This is a genomic window from Sphingomonas immobilis (assembly GCF_030580995.1).
GTDB classification, from domain to species: domain Bacteria; phylum Pseudomonadota; class Alphaproteobacteria; order Sphingomonadales; family Sphingomonadaceae; genus Sphingomonas; species Sphingomonas immobilis.
This window is the reverse complement of the sequence record NZ_JAUQSZ010000018.1, coordinates 18,634-38,891: the sequence shown is the minus strand read 5'-3', so window position 1 is coordinate 38,891 and position 20,258 is coordinate 18,634. Positions and strand designations below refer to the sequence as shown.

Below are 20,258 nucleotides of genomic sequence, written 5' to 3'. Positions count from 1 at the left end.
GTTGCCCGGATGTGCTTAAGGCTGATGTAAATCGTTTAGTTGAGTCGAGTTATGTCCATTTTGGACTGCATCCGTAACGTTCGTTTTATTTACGGGAGGCCGTGCCCATTTTGGGGTGGGCCGATCGGGCGACGGGGTGGACGGCCGCGCGGCAGGCGGGCTTGCGGCAATGCAGCATCGCCGGTAGGACGATCTGCACAGCCGGGGGCGAGTGGTGAAACTTTTCCGTAATATCATCCACTTGTTCATCTGGCAGGGCAGCACGTATCTGATCCCGCTGATCGTAACCCCGTATCTCACCCGGACGCTCGGCATCGGCGGCTATGGTGTTTTCGGCTTCTCGCTCGCGGTAACGACCTACGGGATGCTGCTCACCGACTGGGGTTTCAACCAGTCCGCCGCGCAAAAGGTCGCGCGCGCGGAAGACGATCCAGAACAGCTTCGGATTCTTTTCTGGAACACGATGGTCGCGCGTGTCGGCCTCGCCATACTGGCGATGATCCTGCTGATGATCGTCACGCTGACGGTGCCGATGCTCCGCGCGATCTGGCCGGTATTGCTGGCCGCGAGCCTGGTCATCGTCTCGACCGCTTTCAGTGCCAATTTCTTCCTGCAGGGCATGCAGAAGATGGGTGCTTTCGCGATCTCCGCGCTGATGGGGCGGCTGGCGATCATCCCGCTGATGCTTTTCTTCGTGCATACGCCGCAGGATGTGATGATGGCCGCGCTCATCCAGAACGGCACGCAGATCATCTCGGCGGTCACCTCGATCGTGATCGCCGCGCGGATCGTGCCGCTGTTCCCGATGCGCATCGACGTGCGCGGTGCCTTCGGGGAGATCGTTGACGGCTGGCACCTGTTCCTCAGCCAGTTCTCGGTCAGCCTCTACACGCAGGCGAATGCCGTCGTCGTCGGCTTCGTCGCGGGCACCAATCAGGCCGGTCTGCTCACCGCCAGCCAGAGGATTTCGCAAGCGTTTCAGCAGCTTGTGACGCCGATCAACATGGCCGTCTATCCGATGGTCAACCGGCTCAGCCATTCCGATCCGCCGGCGGCGGTGCGGCTGATGTTCCGCGTGCTCGCGGGGCAGGCGGCTTTCTCCGCGCTGCTCAGCCTCGGCATGTTCCTGGTGTCGCCCTATATCGTGCCGATCTTCCTCGGCCACAATTTCGCGGCGGCGACACCCGTGGTGCAGATGCTGTCGCTGTTACCGTTCTTCGCCGGCGTGTCGAACGTATTGGGCGGCAACATGCTGCTGCCGCTGGGCCTGCGCGGGCCGTTCATGTTCTCGCTGATGGCATCGGGCGCGGTCAATATCTGCCTGTTGTTCCTGCTGACTCCGACTTACGGAGCCTATGGCGGCGCGGTTTCGGCGGTGCTGACGGAGATATTCCTCTGCGTTGCGATGGGCGGTGGGCTGATTGCCAATCGCGCGGTATTCACCCGCATGCGCGCAGGCGAGCGTCCCTGAGCGACACAAGCGAAATTTAATCCGAAATTGACGTGATTTGATGTACTCCATAGGCGTATGCTGCGTCGCAGCAGCGGGTGTGGGGTTTTTCGATGGTCCGTGATCGTTTCGTCGTGCTGGACAGCTGGCGGGGCATCTGCGCGATCATCGTCGTCATCTTCCATTATCCCGGCCTCTCGCACCTGTTCGAAAGCGACTTCATCCGGCACGGCTGGCTGTTCGTCGATTTCTTCTTCGCGCTCAGCGGCTTCGTGATCGCCCACGCCTATCAGGACCGATTGCGCAGCAAGCGCGAAGTGGCGGCCTTCGCGGTCCGCCGGTTCGGGCGGGTCTGGCCGCTCCATATCGCCGTGCTGATTCCGTTCGTGATCCTGGAACTGGCGAAGCTCCACGCCGTCAGCGACGGCCTGTCCGCCGATCGGGCGCCGTTCACCGGGCTTACCTCGATCCCCGCGCTGCTCGCCAACCTCGTGCTGATCCACTCGATGGGGGTCATCAGCAGCCTGTCGTGGAACGGGCCGAGCTGGAGCATCAGCGTCGAATATTGGAGCTACCTCACCTTCGCGCTGGTGGCGCTCGGTTGCTCGACGCGCAGCGGGCTCGACCAGCGCCTCGCACGTCCCGCGCTCGCGCTGATCGCGACGATCAGCCTGGTGCTGCTCGTGTCTTTTCCGGGGACGCTGGAAACGGTGTCGCCGTTCGGCTTCTTCCGTTGCCTGCTTAGCTTCGTCGGCGGCTTCTTCGCCTATCAGATCGCGCGCCGCACGCCCGCCTTCCGTACCGTTGGCATCGCGACGGCGGCGGAGGTCGGCATCATGCTGACGGTATGGGCGTTCGTGACCTATCTCGCCTTCACGCGGGCGGTATTCGTCGCGCCGGTGGTGTTCGGCACCGCGCTGGTGGTTTTTGCGCAGGAGGGCGGGTTTGTGTCGCGCCTGCTGAAGACGCGGCCGTTCGTGACGATCGGCACCTTGTCCTTCTCGATCTACATGACGCACTGGCTGCTGCGAGACGTGTTCCGAAAGATCATCGCCGTCGTCGAACAGAAGCTGCACGTCGTGCTCAGCGTGCCGATGGATTTCCAGAACGCCACCGGCATGGGCTCCACGAAGGTGATCATCATGGGCGGCGTCTGGGGCGGCGATGTGATCCTCATCGCCTTCCTCGCCGGCAGCGTCGCGATCTCGGCGTTGACCTATCGCTACGTCGAACTCCCGGGCCAGCGCCTGTTCGGCAAGCTCGCCAAACGCATTCAGCACGGGCCTGCGGCGGCGGTGGCCGCGGCGCGCGATCCGGCGCCGCTTTAAGCTACCACAGGCTCTGTTCGATCGCGCACGCCGCGCAGACCTTGTCGTCCGACGCGGCCAGTTGCGCGTCGCAGACGGCACATTCGTTCTTCGCTGCGGCAACCGACACCGCGCTGCTCGCATTGCGCACCGCCGCCAGCAGCGCGCGCGGCGCCGCCGACAGCAAGCCAACAGGGCCAACGGCCCCGCCACGTCCCAGACGTACTTCGTTCGATCGCATGTCGTGAACTCCCCCTGTCTGAGGAGAGACACGAGTAGATCATGGCTGTGCAATCACAGCAATGTCCGTATCGGAGGTATTCGCACCCCCGGTCGCGACGCACACTCGCTTCGACGCAGCGGAGCGATTCGAGGCGATATCTATACGGCCGGTTTCGGGTCGATCTGAACGGGGGCCGGCGGGCGCTGCCTTGCGAGTCGAAGCAGCAGGCGCTGGCAGGGCTTCTCGATCAGTTCGAAACTGCCGATCGCGATCAGCACCGCCAGCGGCAGGGCAAGGATCACCGCGATCAACGGGGTGTGCCCGAGCTTGAGCCGGACACCCTGCAGCACCAGCGTCGCGACGGGCAGGTGGATCATGTAGAGCGAGTAGGACGCCTCACCCAGATAGGACAGGACGCGGCTGGTGAGCAGGCCGGTGCGCCCCTGGCGGCTCACCTCGGCCGCGGCGAGGATCAGCAGGGCGAGCAACAACAGCGTCGGGAACAGAAACCGGAAGGTTGCCAGCACGACGATCGCCAGCGTCAGCAGCGGCACGATCGCGCGCCCCTCGAGCCAGGCCATCGAACGCTCCCGCCCGAGCCGGTAGAGCGCGATGCCGAGCAGGAATTCCGGCATGATGCGGATATAGCCGAAGTTCGAATGGAGCGCGAAATAGCTGGCGCCGAGCACGAACGGCGCGATCAGCCAGACGATCACCAGCAGCGCCAGCGCGCCCGCGACGAGCCATTCGGCACGCACCCCGGCCATCCGCCGCACCAGGAACGGCGCCATGAAGGGGAACAGCAGATACGCGAACCATTCCGCGCTGATCGACCAGGAGGGGAAATTCCACGCGCCGGCATCGGTGATCTGCCAGGCGTGGATCAACAGCACGTTCAACACGAACTGCACGCCGCTGTAGCGTTCGGGATTAGGCAGCTTCATGTGCGCGAGCGTCAGCGCCGTCACCAGCGCGACGTAGAACAGCAGCGTCGCCAGATGCATCGGATAGATCTTGGCGAGGCGACGGATCAGGAACGGCTTCACCGCCAGGCTGCGCTCCTCGATCTGGCGCATGTGCGCGTGCGTCAGGATGAAGCCGCTGAGGATGAAGAAGAAATCGACGCCGAGCAGGCCGCTGCCGATGAACGGCAGATCGGGCCCGCGCGTGTTCGGCAGCCAGTCGACATAGTGATAGATCACGACCCAGAAGGCGGCGAAGAAGCGCAGCGACGTGAGCGGTACGATCGCCTTGGGATAGGGCCGGATCATCGCCGAAACTCCTTCATCGGATCGGCACGACGATGCCGATCGAGGTCTGCAATTTCACCGCCGCGATCATGATCACGCCGCACAAGGCGATGATCCACAGGCTCTTGCGATCCTTCACCGCGAAAACGAGCGGATCGTCATGCATCTTGCCGCGCTGCGCCAGCAGCATCATGCGCGACAGCCAATACAGCAGCAACGGCGCGATCAGCCACAGCAACGCCGGGTTGACGTAGAGCTTGGTCACTTCCGGCTGAGTCACGTACAGCGAAAAGACCATCACCGCGGAGAAGCTGCTCGCCGAACCGAGCGACTGCAGCACCGAGAGATCGTCGCCGTAGTAGCCGCGCCCGGCGACACGCGCGGTGCCGGTGTCGGGGCGATCGACCAGTTCGGCGCAGCGCTTCACGATGGCGAGCGCCAGGAACAGGAACATCGAGAAGGCGAGCAGCCAGAGCGACAGCGGCACGTGCGTGGCGACGCCGCCGCCGACCACGCGCACCGAATAAAGTCCCGCCAGGGTGAACACATCGACCAGCATCGCCCGCTTCAGCCGGATCGAATAAGCGGTCGTGACGACCATATAGCCGACCAGCACGATCAGGAAGCCGACGCCGAGCGCGGCGGCCATGCCCACCGCGAGCAACAGCAGCAGCCCCATCACCGCCAGCCCCGTCGGTATCGATGTCGCACCCGATGCGAAGGGCCGCTTGCGCTTGCGCTTGTGCGCCCGGTCCGCCGGGATATCGAGCATGTCGTTGAGCAGGTACGTGGCCGAGGCCGCGAACGAGAAGGACAGCATCGCCACGATCGCCGTGATCAGCAGCGCCGGGTTCATCCATTCGTGCGACGTGACGAGCGGCACGAACACCAGCATGTTCTTGAGCCACTGGTGCGGGCGCATCGCGCGGATGATCGCGGCGAGCGGGCGCGTCGGCTCCGGGAAGTCGCGGCTCGAAACCAGCGGCGCCTCGAGCGTGAGGCGGGTGCCGCGTCCGGCGCGCAGGACCGATCGCGCGCCGCGCCACACCGGCATGTCGGCGCGCGAGTCGCCGACGTAATCATAGCCGCCGGCGTGCATCGTGCGCAGCATGTCGGCCTTGGCGGGGCCTTTCAGATTGGTGGTTTCCGAGGCCTGCACCGCGTCGAACAGACCGAGGTGATCGGCAACCGCCTCCGCCCAGGCGCGCGGTGAGGCGGTGACGAGGTGGACCGGCCGCCCCGTCGCGCGCTGCTCGCGGATATAGTCGATCAGATCGGCACGGTACGGCAGCAGCGCCGGATCGAACGCGGCATGTTCGACCAGATACGCCTTCAGCGCCGCCCGCCCGCCGCGCAGCGCGGCCATCATGCCGATCAGCTTCGCGGGGGATGTCTTGAGCGCGGCGATCGCGGCCTCGTGCAGCAGGTCGCCGTGGACGAGCGTGCCGTCGAGATCGACGCACAGCGGAACGGTGTCGGGCGCGTCCGCCGGCACGGCCTTGGCATGTTCGCTCATCGCGCGGCCTCCGCGGTCTGGGGGACGATGACCGGCGCGGGGGCGGGCGGACGCGAGGAGATCGCCACCAGCACCACGCCGACCGCGACGCACAACGTGCCGCAGACCTGCAGCGGTACGACCTTCTCGCCGAGGAACAGCACCGACATCACCAGCACCGAGATGAAGCTCAGCCCGACGAAGGGGTAGGCGACCGACAGCGGCAGCCGCGACAGCACGTAAAGCCAGGTAATGGTCGCGACGCCGTACAGGCCGAGCGCGCCGATCAGCCGCCATTCGGTCGCGGCGATCAGCACCGAGTCGAGCGGACCCGTGCTCGCCTGCAACCGCGAGACGAGCGACAGCACGCCGAACTTGAGGCAGATCTGCGCCACCCCGGTCAGGCAGACGGTGAAAGCGAGGACGAACCAGACGATCATTGGGGAACTCCTGCCGCGACGGGCGCCGTCGGCTTGGTTGTCGCACTCTCGATCGCGAGCGCGAACAGCATCACCAGCGCCGGGAACAGCATGCTGAGGTTGCGCACCTCCCCGGGACCGCAGAACAGCACGAAAAGTGGAATGTTGACGAGCGCGGCAAGCGCGATGTGCCACCGCCGCGCGCGCGACAGCCGCGGCCAGGCGAGCACGGCCGCGCCGCCGATCGCCGCGAGCGCGATAAGGCTCATCGGGTGCGGCAACGGCACGCCATAGGTGATCTCCGCCTTGAAGAAATTCGCTGGGCTGGTGAAGAATCGGATCTGCAGCGGGATATGGCTTTCTGTGTTGACGCCCGGATTGGCGCCGAAGCGGTGCTTCTGGAACAGATAGACGAGCCCCGCCACGATCACGCTCGCCCCCACCGGGATCGCCGCGCGGATCGCCGCCGCGCGATTGTGCAGCACCGGCACCACGACCAGCGGCAAGGCGGTGAGGATGAAGAACAGATAGCTCTCCTTGTTCCAGCTCCCCAGCGCGGCAAGCGCCAGCATCGCCCACCACGACCGGCGCTGCGCGGCGATCAGGAACAGGCAGAACAGCGCGGTTTCGAGGAAATCGTAGAAATAGCCGCCGACCGATTGCAGCATCGGAAACACCAGCACGAACGCGGCGGCCCCGGCATAGGCGGCGGGCGGCCCCGCGCCGCTGTCGCGGCCGAGCCGGTAGGCGGCGGCCAGCAGCACGACCACCGTCGCGAGGGTCAGCGCGTACATCAGCAGATAGCGCAGCGTGTAGGCCGGCACCGCGACGATCGCCGGATCGAGCTTCACGCGCATCTCGCCCTTGTCGGTGCGGACGATCTTCTCCGCCATGCGCTCCGCCGATCCGGGCAACGCGCCCGCGACCGCCTGCACGGTATCGACCATCAGCCGGCGATAGGCGAAGGGCCGCTGCGCCGTGCCGTCGAGGTTTGCCTTCAGCGAGAAATCGGGGGATTCGTCGCGAAAGCCCCATTTGTCGAAAAAGCCGTTGAACGATGCCGCGCAGATCGCCAGCGACAGGAAGGCGAACGTGACGATCGGAAGCAGCCGTCGCAGGTGCAGGGCAGCTCGCGATCCTGTCATACGCCGGTCTCCCACCTTACGGCCCATGCCGGGCGGCGACCCCGAAGCCGCAAAGCCCAGCAGGCTCGCGATCCGTCATCGCGCCATTTCATAGAGGTTCAGCCGCTCCGCCGCAACACGCCGCCAGGACGAATTTGCCGCAGTTGCTAACGCATTGTTCCGCAATCGGACACGCAACGCCGGATCGCCGATCAGCCGCTCGATCGCGGCCTCCATCGCGGCATCGTCGGCGACGGGCACGACCAGGCCGTTGACCCCGTCCTCGACATCGGTGCGCGTGCCGCCATCGTCGCTTACCACGGGAATCAGCCCGCGCGCCATCGCTTCCAGCTTGACGATGCCGTATCCCTCGAACAGCGACGGCATCAACTGGACGGTGCCGCCGGCGAGCAGATCGGGCAGCGCGCCATTGGCGAAACGCGGCACGACGGCGATGCGATCGTGCAGATCGGGCGGGTAATCCGCATGGACTTTTGCCGCGTCGCACAACGTCCCCAGGAAGCGCAGCCGAACATCGGGATGACGTCGCATCACCGCCGTCATCGCCGCGGCGGTATGGGCGATGCCCTTGCGCGCGATGTAGCTGCCGATCTGCACGGCCTCGAACGGCGCGCCGGGATCGGGCTCGGCGAGCGGCGCGGCGACGATCGCATCGTCCACCGCCAGCCGCGCCACGCCGATCTTCGCGGGCGATATGCCGAGCTCGGCCTGCATGAACCCCGCCTCGGCCGCGTTGAGCGCCATCGCCAGGTCGGCGTTGCGGAACGATCGGCCCACCTCGGCCAGCCGCAGGCCATGCCGTCGCAGCCTTTTGTGGAGCGCGATCGTCCGGCCCTCGCGCGCGGCCTCCTCGCGTTCGGCGCGCGCGACGAGGTGCTCGATGCCGTGGCTGTGCGTCACGCGCAGCGGCATGCCCGCGCGGCGGGCCCCGCGATACGCCAGCCAGCCGTCGCCGCTGCTCGCGTCGATCACGTCCCACCGCCCGCGATTGCCCGCGATGTGGCGCGCGAAGAACAGCGGGAACACGCCCGGCTGCGCCTTCGCGGGCAGCCACGAGGGCAGATCGTCGAAGCTGAACGTATCCACCTCATGCCCCAGCGCGCGCATCTCGTCGCGCAGGCGGATGATGACGCGCGCCGCGCCCGCGTTCGGATCGAGCCGGTGGTGGAGCGACAGCAGGATGCGCATTCAGTCGACGCGCTTGTCGGTGAGCTTCGTGACGACCTTATAGACCTGCGGCCGGATGAAGCCGCGCCAGTAGAGGTACGAACCCGACATCAGCTTGGCGAGCGGCGCGGGATACCAGACGCCGGAGCGCTTGCGATAGGCGGCGTAATATTTGTCGATGAAGTAATTGTTGTAATGCACCGACCAGCGGAACTTGCGCCACTTGTCGATGCGCTGCCCGCCGGTGCGCACCTCCGAATAGGGCATGTGGATGCTGTGCGCGTCATTGGTCACGAGGATCGTGTAGCCGTTGACGTACAGGTTCATCTGGTAATCGCTCTCCTCGCGATAGCCGTTGCCCTTCGCATAGTGGCTGTCGAACGGAAACCGCTCCAGCAAAGCCTTGCGCGTCAGGATGTTGGCGACCGTGAAGGGCACCTCGATCACGCCGGTAAAGCGCGCGCCGTTGATGATCTGCAGCAGGAAATGTTCGAAATAGCGGCGCTTGCGCGTGCCGTTGCCGAAGCGGCGCACGGCCTGTTCGGGCTGCTCGCCGTCGCGCATGTAGACGCGGCGGCCCGATACCGCGCCGACCGTTTCGGGCGCCATCAGCTCCAGGCATTTGGCGGCGTAGCCGGCCTCGAGATATTCGTCGTCGTCGCAGAACAGGACGAAATCGTTGGCGGCGGCCTCGGCCCCGCGCTGGCGGCCATAGGATGCGCCGCGCCGTTCGGGATTGCGCAGATAGCGGCAGGTTACGGCGGGGAATTGCGGCGCCAGGCCCTGCAACAGCGCCTCGGTATCGTCCTCGCCGTCATCGTCGACCAGGATGATCTCGCTCACCTTGTCCTGCGCGAGATAGGTCGGCAAGACCTTGCGCAGCGTGTAGGCGCGGTTCCGTGTCGGCACCACCATCGTGATCATATCCACCCCGCCCCGGCACCGGCCTCTTGATCAATGCTGCGACGCCGCATACCAACCCGCTTGCGGATTTCCTAGCGATCATAAGGCTTGACGCGGTGCCAATTGAGGACGAGCCGATCGCCGACGCCCCGACATTGCTGATCGTCGCGCGCGGTGCCGAGAGCTACGGCGTGATGACCAAGCTGCTCAGCATCATCGGCGAACTGTCGCAGCGCGGCTGGCGGATCACGATTCGCGCCATCGGCGAGGGCGATTTCCTCGAACGCGCGCGCATCATCCCCGGCGTGGAGATCGTGCCGGATCCGACCGCGCCGCGCCGCTTCTTCGTGAACGGCGGCAAGCTGATCGGTTATATCCGGCTGATGGCGAGCAGCGTCGCCTTCGTGCGCGGGCTGCGCACCTTCCTGAAGGCGCGGCGCTTCTCGGCGGCGATCTTCTGCGAACATGGCCTGGTGCTGCCGGTTGCGGCGGCGGCGCGGGGGCGCGGCACGCCGTTCTTCTGGCTGATGCCCGATGTGGTGAGCGATGCGTATCCGCTCGATCTCAACCGCCGGCTCTACGGCGCGGGTTTCGGCTGGAGCGGGATGATCCCGGTCGCCAACAGCCGCTACACGCGCACGACGCTGGGGCGGGCGGGCAAGCGTGCCGAACAGATCGATCTCGGCGCGGACCCGGCGCGCTATGCGGATGCGGCGGTCGAGCCCGATCCGCTGGCGGGGGTCATCCCCGCGGGTGCCGTGCGCGTTGCCGTCGTCGCGCGGCTGGAAGCGGAGAAGGGCCAGCGCGCGCTGGTCGAGGCGATCGCCGGTGCGCCGGAGCTGGCAGATGTGCATCTCGTGATCTGCGGCGGGCCGGCCGGCAGCGCCTACGAACAGGCGATTCGCGATGCCGCGGCGGCGGGCGGGGTCGCGGGCCGCGTGCATCTGATGGGTCCGGTCGCCGCGCCGCTCGGCTATTACCAGTCGAGCGATCTCGTCGCGAGCGTGCGCAGCAACGTCGAACCGTTCGGCCTGTCGATCGTCGAGGCGATGCTGGTCGGCCGCCCGGTGCTCGCGCACGCGCTGGGCGGTCCCGCCGATATCGTCGTCGATGGCGAAACCGGCTGGCTGACGCAGGCGGCCTCGCCCGAGGCGCTGCGCGCCGGGCTGATCCGGGCACTCGCCGAGCGGCCGCGCTGGGCGGCAATGGGGGCGGCGGGGCAGGCCCGCGCGCTCGAACGCTATACGGTGGCGAGCATGACCGACCAGTTGCTCGCCGTGTTCGCGCGCCACGGCGTAAAGCCAGGCGGTTCCTAGCTTTTCCTGCGCTTGCCGAAGGCCTCGCGGAAAGCCTTGCCGGCCAGCGGATGCGCGCCGCGCGTCACGCTGTCGTCGTAGGAGCTTTCCGCGCTCTCCCAATAGCTGTGGTAGAGCACGTCGTTGGCGCGCATCCATTCCGCCATTTTCGTGATGAAATAGGGGTCGTCGCCCGCGCCGTGGCCGTCCTTGCGCGTGCCCGATCCCCATTCGGAAAAGGCGATCGGCTTGTGATGCTGCTTGCCGAAATCGCGCAGCCAGTTGAGCCCGTACGGCTGGTTGACGAACCACGCGAAGCGCACCTGCGTGTTGGCGAGCGCGGGCGTCCAATATTCGTTGTAGATGTCCATGCCGATGATATCGACCACGTCGTCGCCGGGATATCCCTGTTCGGCGGGCAGCGCGTTGCGGCCGATATTGGGCGTCCATTCGAACTTGAAATGCTGCCCCGGCACCGACCGCATCAGGCCGACCGCACGGCGATAATAGGCGATGAAATTGGCGGGATCCTTGTTGGCGGCCCAGGGTTGCCAGCCGCCGTTGAATTCCCAGCCGATGCGGATGACGACCTTGTCGTGGCCGTCCTTCACCAGCGTCTTCGCGCTGTGCAGGAAGATGTCGTCGAACTTGCCCTCCGCACCGTCCTTCAACGTGCCGGGCCCGCTCTGCGCGATCATCGGGATGGAGATGATGAGCTTGACGTCGGTGCCGCGCCAGCAGCCGGACAGCCAGTCGATGCTGGAGCGCAGCTTCGCCCAGTCGCGCTGGTCGAACGCATCGGTCGACCATTCGAGCTTGCGGCCGACGAACTTCTCGTAGCGCGGGATATCGGCTCGGCCGTTGCAGCCCGCGCCGACATGCGCGCCGAAGCCGGGTTCGCGGCCGACGGGGGGGCTTGCGGCAGCACAGCCGGGGAGAACGACTATCGTCGCCAGTGCGGCGATCGGCAGCCAGCGCGCGGGGAAGGTGGGTCGGATCATCGGCGAGGCCTTCCGTTTGTGCGCCGCACCATAACCGCGCGCGGCGGCGCTGCAAACCCGTTGAGCTTCAGCGTGTCGCGGTCGCGGCGAGATGATCGGCGAGGCGCAGCGACAGCGCGATGATCGTCAGCGTCGGGTTGGCGAAGCTGGACGTGGGGAAGGCGGCGGCACCGGCCACGAACAGGTCGCGCGTCTCGAACGTCTCGCAATTGCCGTCGATCACGCCATCCTGCGGGCTCGCCGCCATGCGCGCGGTGCCGATATGGTGGCCGCCGATGCGCGTGATCTCGGCGACCTGCTCGTCAAGTTCGTGCAGATCGAGCGTCGCGTTCGACGAGGTGGCGAACGCGGCCTGCAGCACGCGCATCCCGCGCGCCACGCGGTCGCGGTCGTCGCTCGTCATGCGCCAGTCGATCGACAGGCGCGGCACGCCGTGCGGATCGCGTTCGTTCGACAGGTACACGCGGCTGTCGCGATTGGGCGACTGCTCGGCGTTGATGTCGAGCGGATAGGCGTTGCGCGGATCGCGCAGCACCACCGAGGGCAGCTTGCGCGTCGCCAGCACGCGGCGGCGGCCCCAGTCGATCGAGAAACCGGCGAGCTTGAAGGGATGCCGCACGAGATTGCCGATGTGCGCGGCGATCAGCTTGCTGGTGCCGCCGCCGAACGCGGCCTTCACGCGGCGCTCGGTCGAGGTCAGCTTGCGGGCATATTCGGGGAGGATGAAGTCCTTCACCAGATACATCGCCGACAGCACCGGATCGCGGTGCGCCGGATCGACGATGCTGGCGTGGGCGGGGCGGGCGATCAGGCCGGAGAGATGCTCGCGCCGCTGCGCCTCGGGCGAGAGCCAGATGTAGCGGCGGCAGTAGATGCCCTCGGGCGAGCGCTGGTAATCGAGCCGCACGTCCTTTGCTGGCTTGTGGAAGGCGAGCGTGCCGATCTCGCCCTCGAGATGCGCCTGGTAGAAACGGCCGACCAGATCGCGCTCGTTGCCGAGACCGGCGGGGCGATCGGCGTTGGAGGCGAGCAGCAGGCGCGGCGTCTCCAGCCCGCCGGTGGCGACGATCGTGCGCCGCGCGCGCAGCGCAATGGTGCCCCCGGTCGCCGTGTGCAGGTCGGCGCCGGTACAGCGCGCACCGGCGTTTTCGGTCACGAGCGCGGTCGCGGTCGCGCCGGTGAGCAATGTCGCATTGGGGGCGGCGGCGAGCTTCTCGCGATACGCCTTGCCGAAATGCGTCGGCTCGCTGAAGCGTTCGAGCCGGTCGAGGATCACGTCCGCCGATGGCACGTCGTCGATCATGCCGCCGGGCGTATCCGGCAATGCCTCGGCGGCGGTGAAGGCGGCGGGGCCGGCGCGGCAGATGTCGAGCGCGCGCGGATAATAGGCCGCGATCTCCTCATGGGCGATCGGCCAGGCGGCGTTCGGGATCCACGCCCGATCCTCGAAATCGATCGGATCATAGGGGATGCAGCGCCCGCCCCACACCGCGCTGGTGCCGCCGAACGCGCGGCGGCGGTAGAGGTGGACGGGGCCGTGGCTCTCCGGCTCGATCAGCGATGCGCGGTAGAATTCCTGGCCCGCCTTGTCGAAATCCATGCCGCCCGCCTCGACCAGGACGAACGCGATGCCGTGATCGGCGAGCGCGAGCGCAAGCGCGATGCCCGCCGGGCCGCTGCCGAGGATGGCGACATCGGTGTCGAGCCGTTCGGGATGGCCGGGTTGCGCGCAGTCGATCAGCATGACGGTCCTGTTCTTCTGCTCAGCCGGCGGCTTCGATCAGGCCGCGCAGCCGCTCGGGCCGGCTCGCGCCGATGACGATGGTGTCGACGTCGTCGCGTTCTCCGGCGAGGCGAACCGCGTCGAGCGGGGCGAGCGCGGGCTGGAGGCGGATTACCTCGCGTGCGAGGATGACGACGCCGGCCGCGCGCGCCGCCGCCAGTCGCGCGTCGGCGGCGCGGGCCGCGATCAGGTCGATCGGCAGTTCGAGCATGGCGAGGCCGGGCAGATCGAGCGCCGCGTCGAGCGCATCGCCATCATCGCAGGAGATGCCGAAATAGCGCGCCTTGCCGGATGCGACGAGGGCGGCGAGCGCCTCCGCCACGCCGGGTGCGCGGATCGCGGCGGCGGGCGGGCTGTGCAGCAGCAGCGCATCGACCTGATCGAAGCGCAACCGCGCCAGCGAAGCGTCGAGCGCGGCGGCATAGCGCGCGGGCGAGAAATCGTGCGCGATATTGTCGCCGCGCTGCGCGGTGATCGTCTCGCCCTTGCCGGCGCGCGCGAGGAGCGGTTTCAGGATCGGCTTGAACGGCCGCAGCAGCCGCATCTTGGCGGAGAATTTCTTGCCGAGCTTGGTGACGAGGAAGATGTCGTCGCGCTGCCTGCCGAGGAGGCGGCCGAGCGTCCGCTCGCTGTCGCCCTGGCCGTAGACGTCGGCGGTGTCGAACAGGTTCACGCCGAGCTCCGCGGCGGTGCGGATGCAGGCCTCCTGCTCGGCGCGCGGCACCATGTTGTTGAACGAGCCGATACGCCCGCAGCCCAGCCCGAGGCGGGAGAGGGCGGCACCGGAGCGGGTGAGCGGCCTGCCGGACATCAGGCGGAGAGCCGGGCGACGAAATCGGCGAGGCGGCGGCCGGGTTCGCTGGGGGCGAAACGCGCTTCGGCAAAGGCGAAGGCGGCTTCCTGAACGGCGTTCAACGTATCGAGATCGTCGATCAGCACCGCCGCGCGCGCCGCCAGTTCGTCCAGCGTATCCACGGCGATGTAGTGGACCCCCTCTTCGAACTCCATGCCGTGCATCGCCTCGCGCAGCGCCAGCATCGGCACGCGCAGCGCAGCATAGGTCATCGCACGGATCTTGAAGCCGCCGCCGATATCGTCGGTCAACAGGCCCAGCCGCACCTTTCCGAGGCAAGCGACGATATCGTCGACGAAGCCGAGGAAGGCGATGTCGGGATAGCGCGCGGCGAAGCCGTCGAGGTCGCCGCCGCCCGCGACCTGCAGATGCAAGGCGCGCGGCAATCCGGCCGCGTCGAGCGCGGCGAGCGTGCGTTCGAGCACCATTACCTTGTGATGCGAATCGCGATTTCCCAGGATGATCGCGGCGCGGGGCGTATCCGCGCCGATCGTGCGCGTGGCGGCGGCCGGGCCGCCATAAGCGGGGGGCAGCGTGATCGACGGGGTCGCGGCGTCACGGGCGAAGGCATCGCGGTCCGCTACGGTGATGGCGGTGATGCCGTTCGCCGCGAGATTGGCACGTCGTTCCAGCCTGCCGGCCTTCCAGGCGTCGAGCGTGAGCGCCGCGCGCATCGCCGGCGAACGGGTGTTGCGGACCATCTGCAGGCGCACGGCATGTTCGTGATTATGCGTGACGACGATCAGCGGCGGCCGTTCAGCCCAATCGCGCATCGCCGCCTTTAGCGGCTCGACCAGCCAGGACATGGCGATGAAATCGACGAACACAGCTTCGGCCGACCGCGCGAGCTCCACCGCGCGGCGAAGGTAGGCGGTATCGACATTGCGCGCTGCAACATTGGGCAGCGGCGAGAGCAGGCTCTTGATCTTGCCCGGCATCGAACGCGGTAACGTCTCCCACGTTACGCCGTCGGCAGGCTGTTCGACGGGCTGTTCTGGCACGAAGGCGAGGCCCGTCACCGGGCCCTGCATCGCAAGGCTGGCGAGCAGCATCCTGCTGTAATCCAGGGCACCGCCGCGCAGGGGCGGATATGGCGGGAAGCGTGTGAGCCACAGAAACGACACGTCCCGCACTTTCCGCTATAGAGCCCCCGCGACGCCATCGATCGAACCGCGGCGAGCGCGTCCCGCGGCAAGACCGGGCGGCTGCGTGTCTAACTTTCCTTCGGAACGCTAGCAAGCTATGTTCGCGCCTGCACAACCCGAAAAGCGGGCGGAGACACTGTCTTGACCATCGCGATCCCCGCCGGCGCCACGGCGTCTTCCCAACTGCTGAAGCCCTGGCGTGACTATAAAGTTGATGAGGTCAAGGCAGCCATACTGAACGCCAACGAACGCGTCATCGTCGGCGCGGCGGCGATCGCGCTGGGCCTGCTGATCTTCACCGAGAAGCTGGCACTACAGCCGGCGAACATCGAATACGGCTTCTTCGCAGTGGCGGCGCTGTGCGTATTCCTGGTGTTGCGGGGATCGGCGTATTTCCTGCCGGTGCGGACGTTGGCGTATTGTGGCGTTGCGGCTTTGATGATCGTTATCACTTTCGCAAGCCCGATCCATGCGGCGTTTTCGATCCCGTCGCTGCTGTTCATGATCATCCTGCACATACCCTTCTGCATGCGGGTCGACCTCAGCCGGCTCGCGTATCTGCGCATCCTCTTGTGGTTCGAGATCTTCGCGCTGGTGATCGCATCGTTCGTCTATTTTCAGTGGCTTCAGCAGGCGGCGGGCATGCGCATGCTCAACATGGAGGATTACCTCCCGCAGTCGATGATGTTCGACAATTACAATTACGTCCAGAAAATCAATTACTTCTCGCACTGGTACAAGCCGAACGGCTTCTTCATGCTCGAGACATCCTATGCGTCGCAGGTGCTGGCGCTGGCGGGGCTGATCGAGCTGGCGCTGTTCCGGCGGCCGGTGCGGCTTGCCTATATCGTGCTGGCGCAGCTCTCGACCTACGGCGGCACGGGCATGATCGTGCTCGGGTGCGGCATGCTGGTCGCGGTATTCTACCTACGCTTCAAGGAGGTCGTCGCGCTGGCCGTGGCGGTGCCGCTGCTGTTCGGGCTGGCGATGACCACCGGCATCGCGGAGAATGCGATGGGCCGGACGATGGAATTCTCGCATTCGGGCACGAGCGGTAACGGTCGCTTCGTCGCTCCGTTCGAGATCGCGCGCGACACGGTGCTGTCGTCCAAGACGTTCGCGCTGACCGGCGTGGGGCCGGGCGTGGTGAGCCCCTATCACCGCCTGATCCAGGATACACTCAACCCGCTCACCAAGCTGGTGGTGGAATACGGCATTCCGGTCGCGGTGTTGTGGATGCTCTGGTATCACGCCTGCATGATCATGGCGCGCGTGCCGTTCATCGCGTTCTGGGCGTTCTTCATCCAATATGATGCGCTTGGCGGAGCGGCGATGGTGCCGCTTGTTACCTATTATTGTCTGCTCATCTCCTGCCTGTTCGTGCCTACCCGGTACATCGCACCCGCGATGCGCAGACCGACCATCCCGAATCGCCTGCGACCAAGCCCGCTGCGGCGGCTAGGCCCGGCATCGGCAACTGCTGCAACGCAACATGCGACGGTATAACCAAAACGGTGATATGTTTTTCATAAGCTTCTGATTCTACATCATTTAAAGTATGTAAAACCAGATATTAAGGGCGTGCGCACAGGCGCACTTAACCGTTAATACTCGGCGCACCTTAATAGGTGAACTGTACGTGCTGCACCCGTGATGCTCAAATGGGGTGCGGGTCGATGCTTTACGGATTTCATGTAGGGAACGATGCGAGTGCGGTGGGTCGTGCGTCTGCGTGGCTTGGTGCGGGTGTGGACATTGTTGCGGCGAACACGGGTCGGGCGAGCTGGTCGGACTGGGTGAGCAGCATCGGGTGGCAGATCGGCAACATGAAGTCGGTTGCGGCGACGTCTGCGTTGCGGTGGACGATCCCGATGTTTGCGAACGGGGGGACGCTGCAGGATGCGGCGGCGGGCAAGTACAACAGTTACTACGTGCAGGCGGCGCAGAAGCTGGTGGCGGCGTATGGGACGGGCAGCGACATCATCGTGCGGGTGGGCGAGGAGTTCAACGCGAGCTGGATGCCGTGGTCGGCGACCAGTGATCCGGCGAGCTATGCAGCGGCCTACCGGCAGTTCGTCGATGCGTTCCGCTCGGTATCGGGCAATTTCAAGTTCGAGTGGAACGTCAACGTGGGCGGGACGATGGACCCGGCGACGGCGTATCCGGGCGACAAGTACGTCGATTATATCGGCATGGATTTCTACTGGGACAGCAAGCAGAGCTGGAGCATCAAGGATCCGGTCCAGGCGTTCAACTATTACAAGAACACCAAATACGGCCTGCAGTGGCTGGAGACCTTCGCGGCGGCGCACGGCAAGCAGTCGGCGTACAGCGAGTGGGGGGTCAACTCCGAGAATGCGAGCGCGTTCGTCACCTTGGTGAAACAGTGGTTCGACAGCCACGACGTGGCGTACGAGCTGTACTGGGACGTCAACTCGGCATTCGCGGGTCAGCTCGACAACGGCCAGTACGGGGCGACCGGGGATACGTTCAAGGCGCTGTTCGGCGCGGCGGCGCTGAACGTGTCGAGTGCGGTCGATGCGGTGCTGTCGGCAAAGGCGCTGACGCTGACGCTGAGCGGGGCGGCGAACGCGCTGGGGACGGGCAACGATCTTGCCAACACGCTGACCGGCAATGCGGGCGACAACGTGCTCGACGGCAAGGGCGGCAACGATATCCTGATCGGCGGTGCGGGCAACGACACGCTGACCGGGGGTGCGGGCAACGACACGTTCGTGTTCGCGCGCGGCAGCGGCAAGGACGTGATCACCGACTTCGGCGCGAACGGCGACAAGGACGCGATCGACATATCGGAGTATCTGACCGCGGGCCTGAAGCCGACGCTGACCAATGTTGGCGACGACGTGCGGATCGGCTTTGCAAGCGGCGAGACGATCCTGGTGAAGGGTGCGCAGGCCGAAGGTCTGGTGGCGACGGCGACGGGCTATGCGCCGGGGCTTTCGTTCATCAACCAGTCGGGCGGCGACCAGGCGAGCCATGCGTTCCAGCTGTGGGGCCAGGCGGCGGACGTGGTCGGCAAGGCGGGCGACAAGGATTACTTCACGATCGACCTGGCCAAGGGTGCCGACACGCGGATCACGCTGAACGGGCTGGGCTCGGGGCAGGGGACGCTGGCGGACGGCAGGATCAGCATCTACGACGCCGCCGGCAATCTGGTGGCGAGCGACGACAACAGCGGCTCGGGCAACGATGCGCTGGTGCGGTTCACGGTGCCGGCGACGGGCACCTATTATGTGGTGGTGGAGGCTGCCGACGGCGGCACGGGCACGTACAAGCTCAACGCGACGAACTACAATGTGGTGGCCGACACCGGGACGCACGTGCTGACGGGCACGGCGGGCAACGACGTGCTGATCGGCGGTCGGTTCGACGACACGTTCACCGGCGGCAGCGGGGTGGACGTGTTCAAGGTGGGGCTGGGCGCGGGCCACGACACGATCACCGACTTCGGTGCGGGCGGTGAGGCCGACATCCTCGACATCGCCGCGTATCTCGACGCCGGATACAAACCCACGCTCACCAACACCGGCAACGACCTCCAGATCAGCTTCGCAACCGGCGATACCATCACCCTCAAAGGCATCTCCAACGATAACCTCAAGGCGGTCGGCGCGGGCTACAGCTTCCAGGCGTCGGCCCCGCTCGGTTTCCTCACCAGCTCGGGTAACGACCAGACCAGCAATTCGCTGGCGATGTGGGGCAGCGCCACCGACACGATCGGCAAAGCCGGCGACAAGGATTGGTTCAAGATCGACCTTGCCAAGGGCACCGACATGAAGATCGCGCTCGCGGCGGGCGGATCGGGCATCGGCACGCTCGCCGACGGCAAGATCAGCATCTACGACAGCGCGGGCAAGCTGGTCGTCAGCGACGATAACAGCGGATCGGGCAACGACGCGCTGGCGCGCTTCGTCGTGCCAGCGACCGGCAGCTATTACGTCGTGGTCGAGAGCGCGAACAACGGCACCGGCACCTACACGCTGAACGCCACATCGTACAACACGGTGGTGGACGACGGATCGCACCGTATCGTCGGATCGGCGGGCAATGACGTGATCTTCGGCAGCACGTTCAACGACACGATCACCGGCGGTGCCGGCGCCGATTCCTTCGCGATCGGCCTCGGCACCGGGCACGATGTCATCACCGATTTCGGCAACGGCAACGATCTGCTCAACCTGACCGCATTCCTGAAGGCCGGTTTCAAGCCGATGCTGACCGACCAGGGCAATGACACGATCATCAGCTTCGGCAACGGCGATTCGATCAAGCTGCTCGGCGTTCATGCGAACCAGCTGGTGAGCAATGCCTATGGGTTCGTTCACGCTTGACATAACTATCCTATATGGTACATATCGGCGACCCTTTCCATTGCGGAAAGGGTCGCATTTTTTATGGAACAAAACACGAACATAGGAGTCTTCATGGACGATTTCCGCGATTATTCGAGCGGCATCGGCTCGCCGGTGACGCGCGCGCTGGCGATCACGCCTTCCGATGCGGCGGCGCTCGACTTCCGCCCGCGCGCGCTGTTCGTCGGGAGCGGCGGCTCGCTGACGCTGCGCCTGCCCGACGATGCCGCCGACAGCGTGTGGAGCAACATTCCCGACGGCACGCTGCTGCCGGTGCGGCCGATCGCGGTGCGCGCGACGGGCACGACCGCGACCGGCATCCTGGCGCTCGGATGATGCTGCGCCTCGCGATCGACCTCGCGTCGCTGCCGGCACGAATCCGGTGCGTCCTGCTGCTCGCACAAAACGTCATGCTGGCGACCGAAGCCGGCGCCCTTCTCATCGCGGAG

Annotated in this window: 17 protein-coding genes; 6 read left to right on the top strand and 11 right to left on the bottom strand. The window is 66.0% G+C overall.

All coding sequences use genetic code 11. The annotated features are described in order from the left end of the window. The first annotated feature begins 214 nt into the window (after positions 1-214). Together Q5H94_RS19955 and Q5H94_RS19950 are read left to right on the top strand one after the other, a co-directional pair. Positions 215-1,471 (top strand): flippase, encoded by a 1,257-nt coding sequence (locus Q5H94_RS19955; RefSeq protein ID WP_304563020.1) that lies wholly within the window; start codon positions 215-217, stop codon positions 1,469-1,471. 92 nt (positions 1,472-1,563) lie between these two features. Continuing rightward, a complete protein-coding gene (locus Q5H94_RS19950) occupies positions 1,564-2,778 on the top strand; it encodes an acyltransferase family protein (RefSeq protein ID WP_304563019.1) in 1,215 nt (404 codons plus the stop codon). Position 2,779: 1 nt separating this feature from the next. Here the strand turns inward: Q5H94_RS19950 and Q5H94_RS19945 are convergent, their stop codons facing one another. The 7 genes from Q5H94_RS19945 to Q5H94_RS19915 form a co-directional block, all read right to left on the bottom strand. Further along, complete coding sequence (locus tag Q5H94_RS19945) at positions 2,780-2,998, bottom strand: hypothetical protein (RefSeq protein WP_304563018.1); 219 nt, start codon at positions 2,996-2,998, stop codon at positions 2,780-2,782. Positions 2,999-3,138: 140 nt separating this feature from the next. Then, on the bottom strand, positions 3,139-4,251 hold the full coding sequence (locus Q5H94_RS19940; RefSeq protein WP_304563017.1) for an acyltransferase family protein: 1,113 nt from the start codon (positions 4,249-4,251) through the stop codon (positions 3,139-3,141). A 13-nt stretch (positions 4,252-4,264) separates the two neighbouring features. Continuing rightward, complete coding sequence (locus Q5H94_RS19935) at positions 4,265-5,746, bottom strand: UbiA family prenyltransferase (protein ID WP_304563016.1); 1,482 nt, start codon at positions 5,744-5,746, stop codon at positions 4,265-4,267. Next, complete coding sequence (locus Q5H94_RS19930) at positions 5,743-6,165, bottom strand: EamA family transporter (protein ID WP_304563015.1); 423 nt, start codon at positions 6,163-6,165, stop codon at positions 5,743-5,745. The genes Q5H94_RS19935 and Q5H94_RS19930 overlap by 4 nt, the downstream gene beginning before the upstream one ends. Further along, positions 6,162-7,289 carry a hypothetical protein gene (locus Q5H94_RS19925; protein WP_304563014.1) on the bottom strand — a complete coding sequence of 376 codons (1,128 nt, stop codon included), beginning with the start codon at positions 7,287-7,289 and terminating at the stop codon, positions 6,162-6,164. The genes Q5H94_RS19930 and Q5H94_RS19925 overlap by 4 nt, the downstream gene beginning before the upstream one ends. Positions 7,290-7,364: 75 nt before the next feature. Then, positions 7,365-8,477, bottom strand: a complete 1,113-nt coding sequence (locus Q5H94_RS19920) for a glycosyltransferase family 4 protein (RefSeq protein WP_304563013.1) — start codon at positions 8,475-8,477, stop codon at positions 7,365-7,367. Beyond that, a complete protein-coding gene (locus Q5H94_RS19915; RefSeq protein ID WP_304563012.1) occupies positions 8,478-9,380 on the bottom strand; it encodes a glycosyltransferase family 2 protein in 903 nt (300 codons plus the stop codon). Between the two features lie 95 nt (positions 9,381-9,475). Here Q5H94_RS19915 and Q5H94_RS19910 point away from each other — a divergent pair, with 95 nt between their 5' ends. Continuing rightward, positions 9,476-10,675 carry a glycosyltransferase family 4 protein gene (locus Q5H94_RS19910; protein WP_304563011.1) on the top strand — a complete coding sequence of 400 codons (1,200 nt, stop codon included), beginning with the start codon at positions 9,476-9,478 and terminating at the stop codon, positions 10,673-10,675. On the opposite strand, the gene Q5H94_RS19905 is transcribed toward Q5H94_RS19910, so the two are convergent. From Q5H94_RS19905 to Q5H94_RS19890, 4 genes are all read right to left on the bottom strand, one after another. Continuing rightward, a complete protein-coding gene (locus Q5H94_RS19905; protein ID WP_304563010.1) occupies positions 10,672-11,655 on the bottom strand; it encodes a glycoside hydrolase family 26 protein in 984 nt (327 codons plus the stop codon). The two genes, Q5H94_RS19910 and Q5H94_RS19905, sit on opposite strands and share 4 nt — an antisense overlap. Before the next feature lie 67 nt (positions 11,656-11,722). After that, positions 11,723-13,399 (bottom strand): FAD-dependent oxidoreductase, encoded by a 1,677-nt coding sequence (locus Q5H94_RS19900; RefSeq protein ID WP_304563009.1) that lies wholly within the window; start codon positions 13,397-13,399, stop codon positions 11,723-11,725. A 19-nt stretch (positions 13,400-13,418) separates the two neighbouring features. After that, the gene (locus Q5H94_RS19895) at positions 13,419-14,249 is read right to left on the bottom strand and encodes an aldo/keto reductase (RefSeq protein ID WP_304563008.1); all 831 of its coding nucleotides are present in this window, start codon (positions 14,247-14,249) and stop codon (positions 13,419-13,421) included. Next, positions 14,249-15,415: a glycosyltransferase family protein gene (locus Q5H94_RS19890; protein WP_304563007.1), complete on the bottom strand. Its 1,167-nt coding sequence runs from the start codon at positions 15,413-15,415 to the stop codon at positions 14,249-14,251. The genes Q5H94_RS19895 and Q5H94_RS19890 overlap by 1 nt, the downstream gene beginning before the upstream one ends. 162 nt (positions 15,416-15,577) lie before the next feature. Between Q5H94_RS19890 and Q5H94_RS19885 the strand changes: the two genes are divergently transcribed. The 3 genes from Q5H94_RS19885 to Q5H94_RS19875 all read left to right on the top strand — a co-directional run bounded on the left by Q5H94_RS19885 (position 15,578) and on the right by Q5H94_RS19875 (position 20,145). Continuing rightward, a complete protein-coding gene (locus Q5H94_RS19885) occupies positions 15,578-16,942 on the top strand; it encodes a hypothetical protein (protein WP_304563006.1) in 1,365 nt (454 codons plus the stop codon). A 290-nt stretch (positions 16,943-17,232) separates the two neighbouring features. Next, complete coding sequence (locus Q5H94_RS19880) at positions 17,233-19,788, top strand: pre-peptidase C-terminal domain-containing protein (protein WP_304563005.1); 2,556 nt, start codon at positions 17,233-17,235, stop codon at positions 19,786-19,788. A 93-nt stretch (positions 19,789-19,881) separates the two neighbouring features. Next, a complete protein-coding gene (locus tag Q5H94_RS19875; protein ID WP_304563004.1) occupies positions 19,882-20,145 on the top strand; it encodes a spike base protein, RCAP_Rcc01079 family in 264 nt (87 codons plus the stop codon). Positions 20,146-20,258: the final 113 nt, after the last annotated feature.

What these genes read in the sequence shown, in the direction of transcription:
- Q5H94_RS19895 (WP_304563008.1), bottom strand. Translation starts at nt 14,249, where the DNA reads ATGTCCGGCAGGCCGCTCACCCGCTCCGGTGCCGCCCTCTCCCGCCTC.
- Q5H94_RS19930 (WP_304563015.1), bottom strand. Translation starts at nt 6,165, where the DNA reads ATGATCGTCTGGTTCGTCCTCGCTTTCACCGTCTGCCTGACCGGGGTG.
- Q5H94_RS19905 (WP_304563010.1), bottom strand. Translation starts at nt 11,655, where the DNA reads ATGATCCGACCCACCTTCCCCGCGCGCTGGCTGCCGATCGCCGCACTG.
- Q5H94_RS19950 (WP_304563019.1), top strand. Translation starts at nt 1,564, where the DNA reads ATGGTCCGTGATCGTTTCGTCGTGCTGGACAGCTGGCGGGGCATCTGC.
- Q5H94_RS19920 (WP_304563013.1), bottom strand. Translation starts at nt 8,477, where the DNA reads ATGCGCATCCTGCTGTCGCTCCACCACCGGCTCGATCCGAACGCGGGC.
- Q5H94_RS19935 (WP_304563016.1), bottom strand. Translation starts at nt 5,746, where the DNA reads ATGAGCGAACATGCCAAGGCCGTGCCGGCGGACGCGCCCGACACCGTT.
- Q5H94_RS19940 (WP_304563017.1), bottom strand. Translation starts at nt 4,251, where the DNA reads ATGATCCGGCCCTATCCCAAGGCGATCGTACCGCTCACGTCGCTGCGC.
- Q5H94_RS19945 (WP_304563018.1), bottom strand. Translation starts at nt 2,998, where the DNA reads ATGCGATCGAACGAAGTACGTCTGGGACGTGGCGGGGCCGTTGGCCCT.
- Q5H94_RS19925 (WP_304563014.1), bottom strand. Translation starts at nt 7,289, where the DNA reads ATGACAGGATCGCGAGCTGCCCTGCACCTGCGACGGCTGCTTCCGATC.
- Q5H94_RS19915 (WP_304563012.1), bottom strand. Translation starts at nt 9,380, where the DNA reads ATGATCACGATGGTGGTGCCGACACGGAACCGCGCCTACACGCTGCGC.
- Q5H94_RS19900 (WP_304563009.1), bottom strand. Translation starts at nt 13,399, where the DNA reads ATGCTGATCGACTGCGCGCAACCCGGCCATCCCGAACGGCTCGACACC.
- Q5H94_RS19875 (WP_304563004.1), top strand. Translation starts at nt 19,882, where the DNA reads ATGGACGATTTCCGCGATTATTCGAGCGGCATCGGCTCGCCGGTGACG.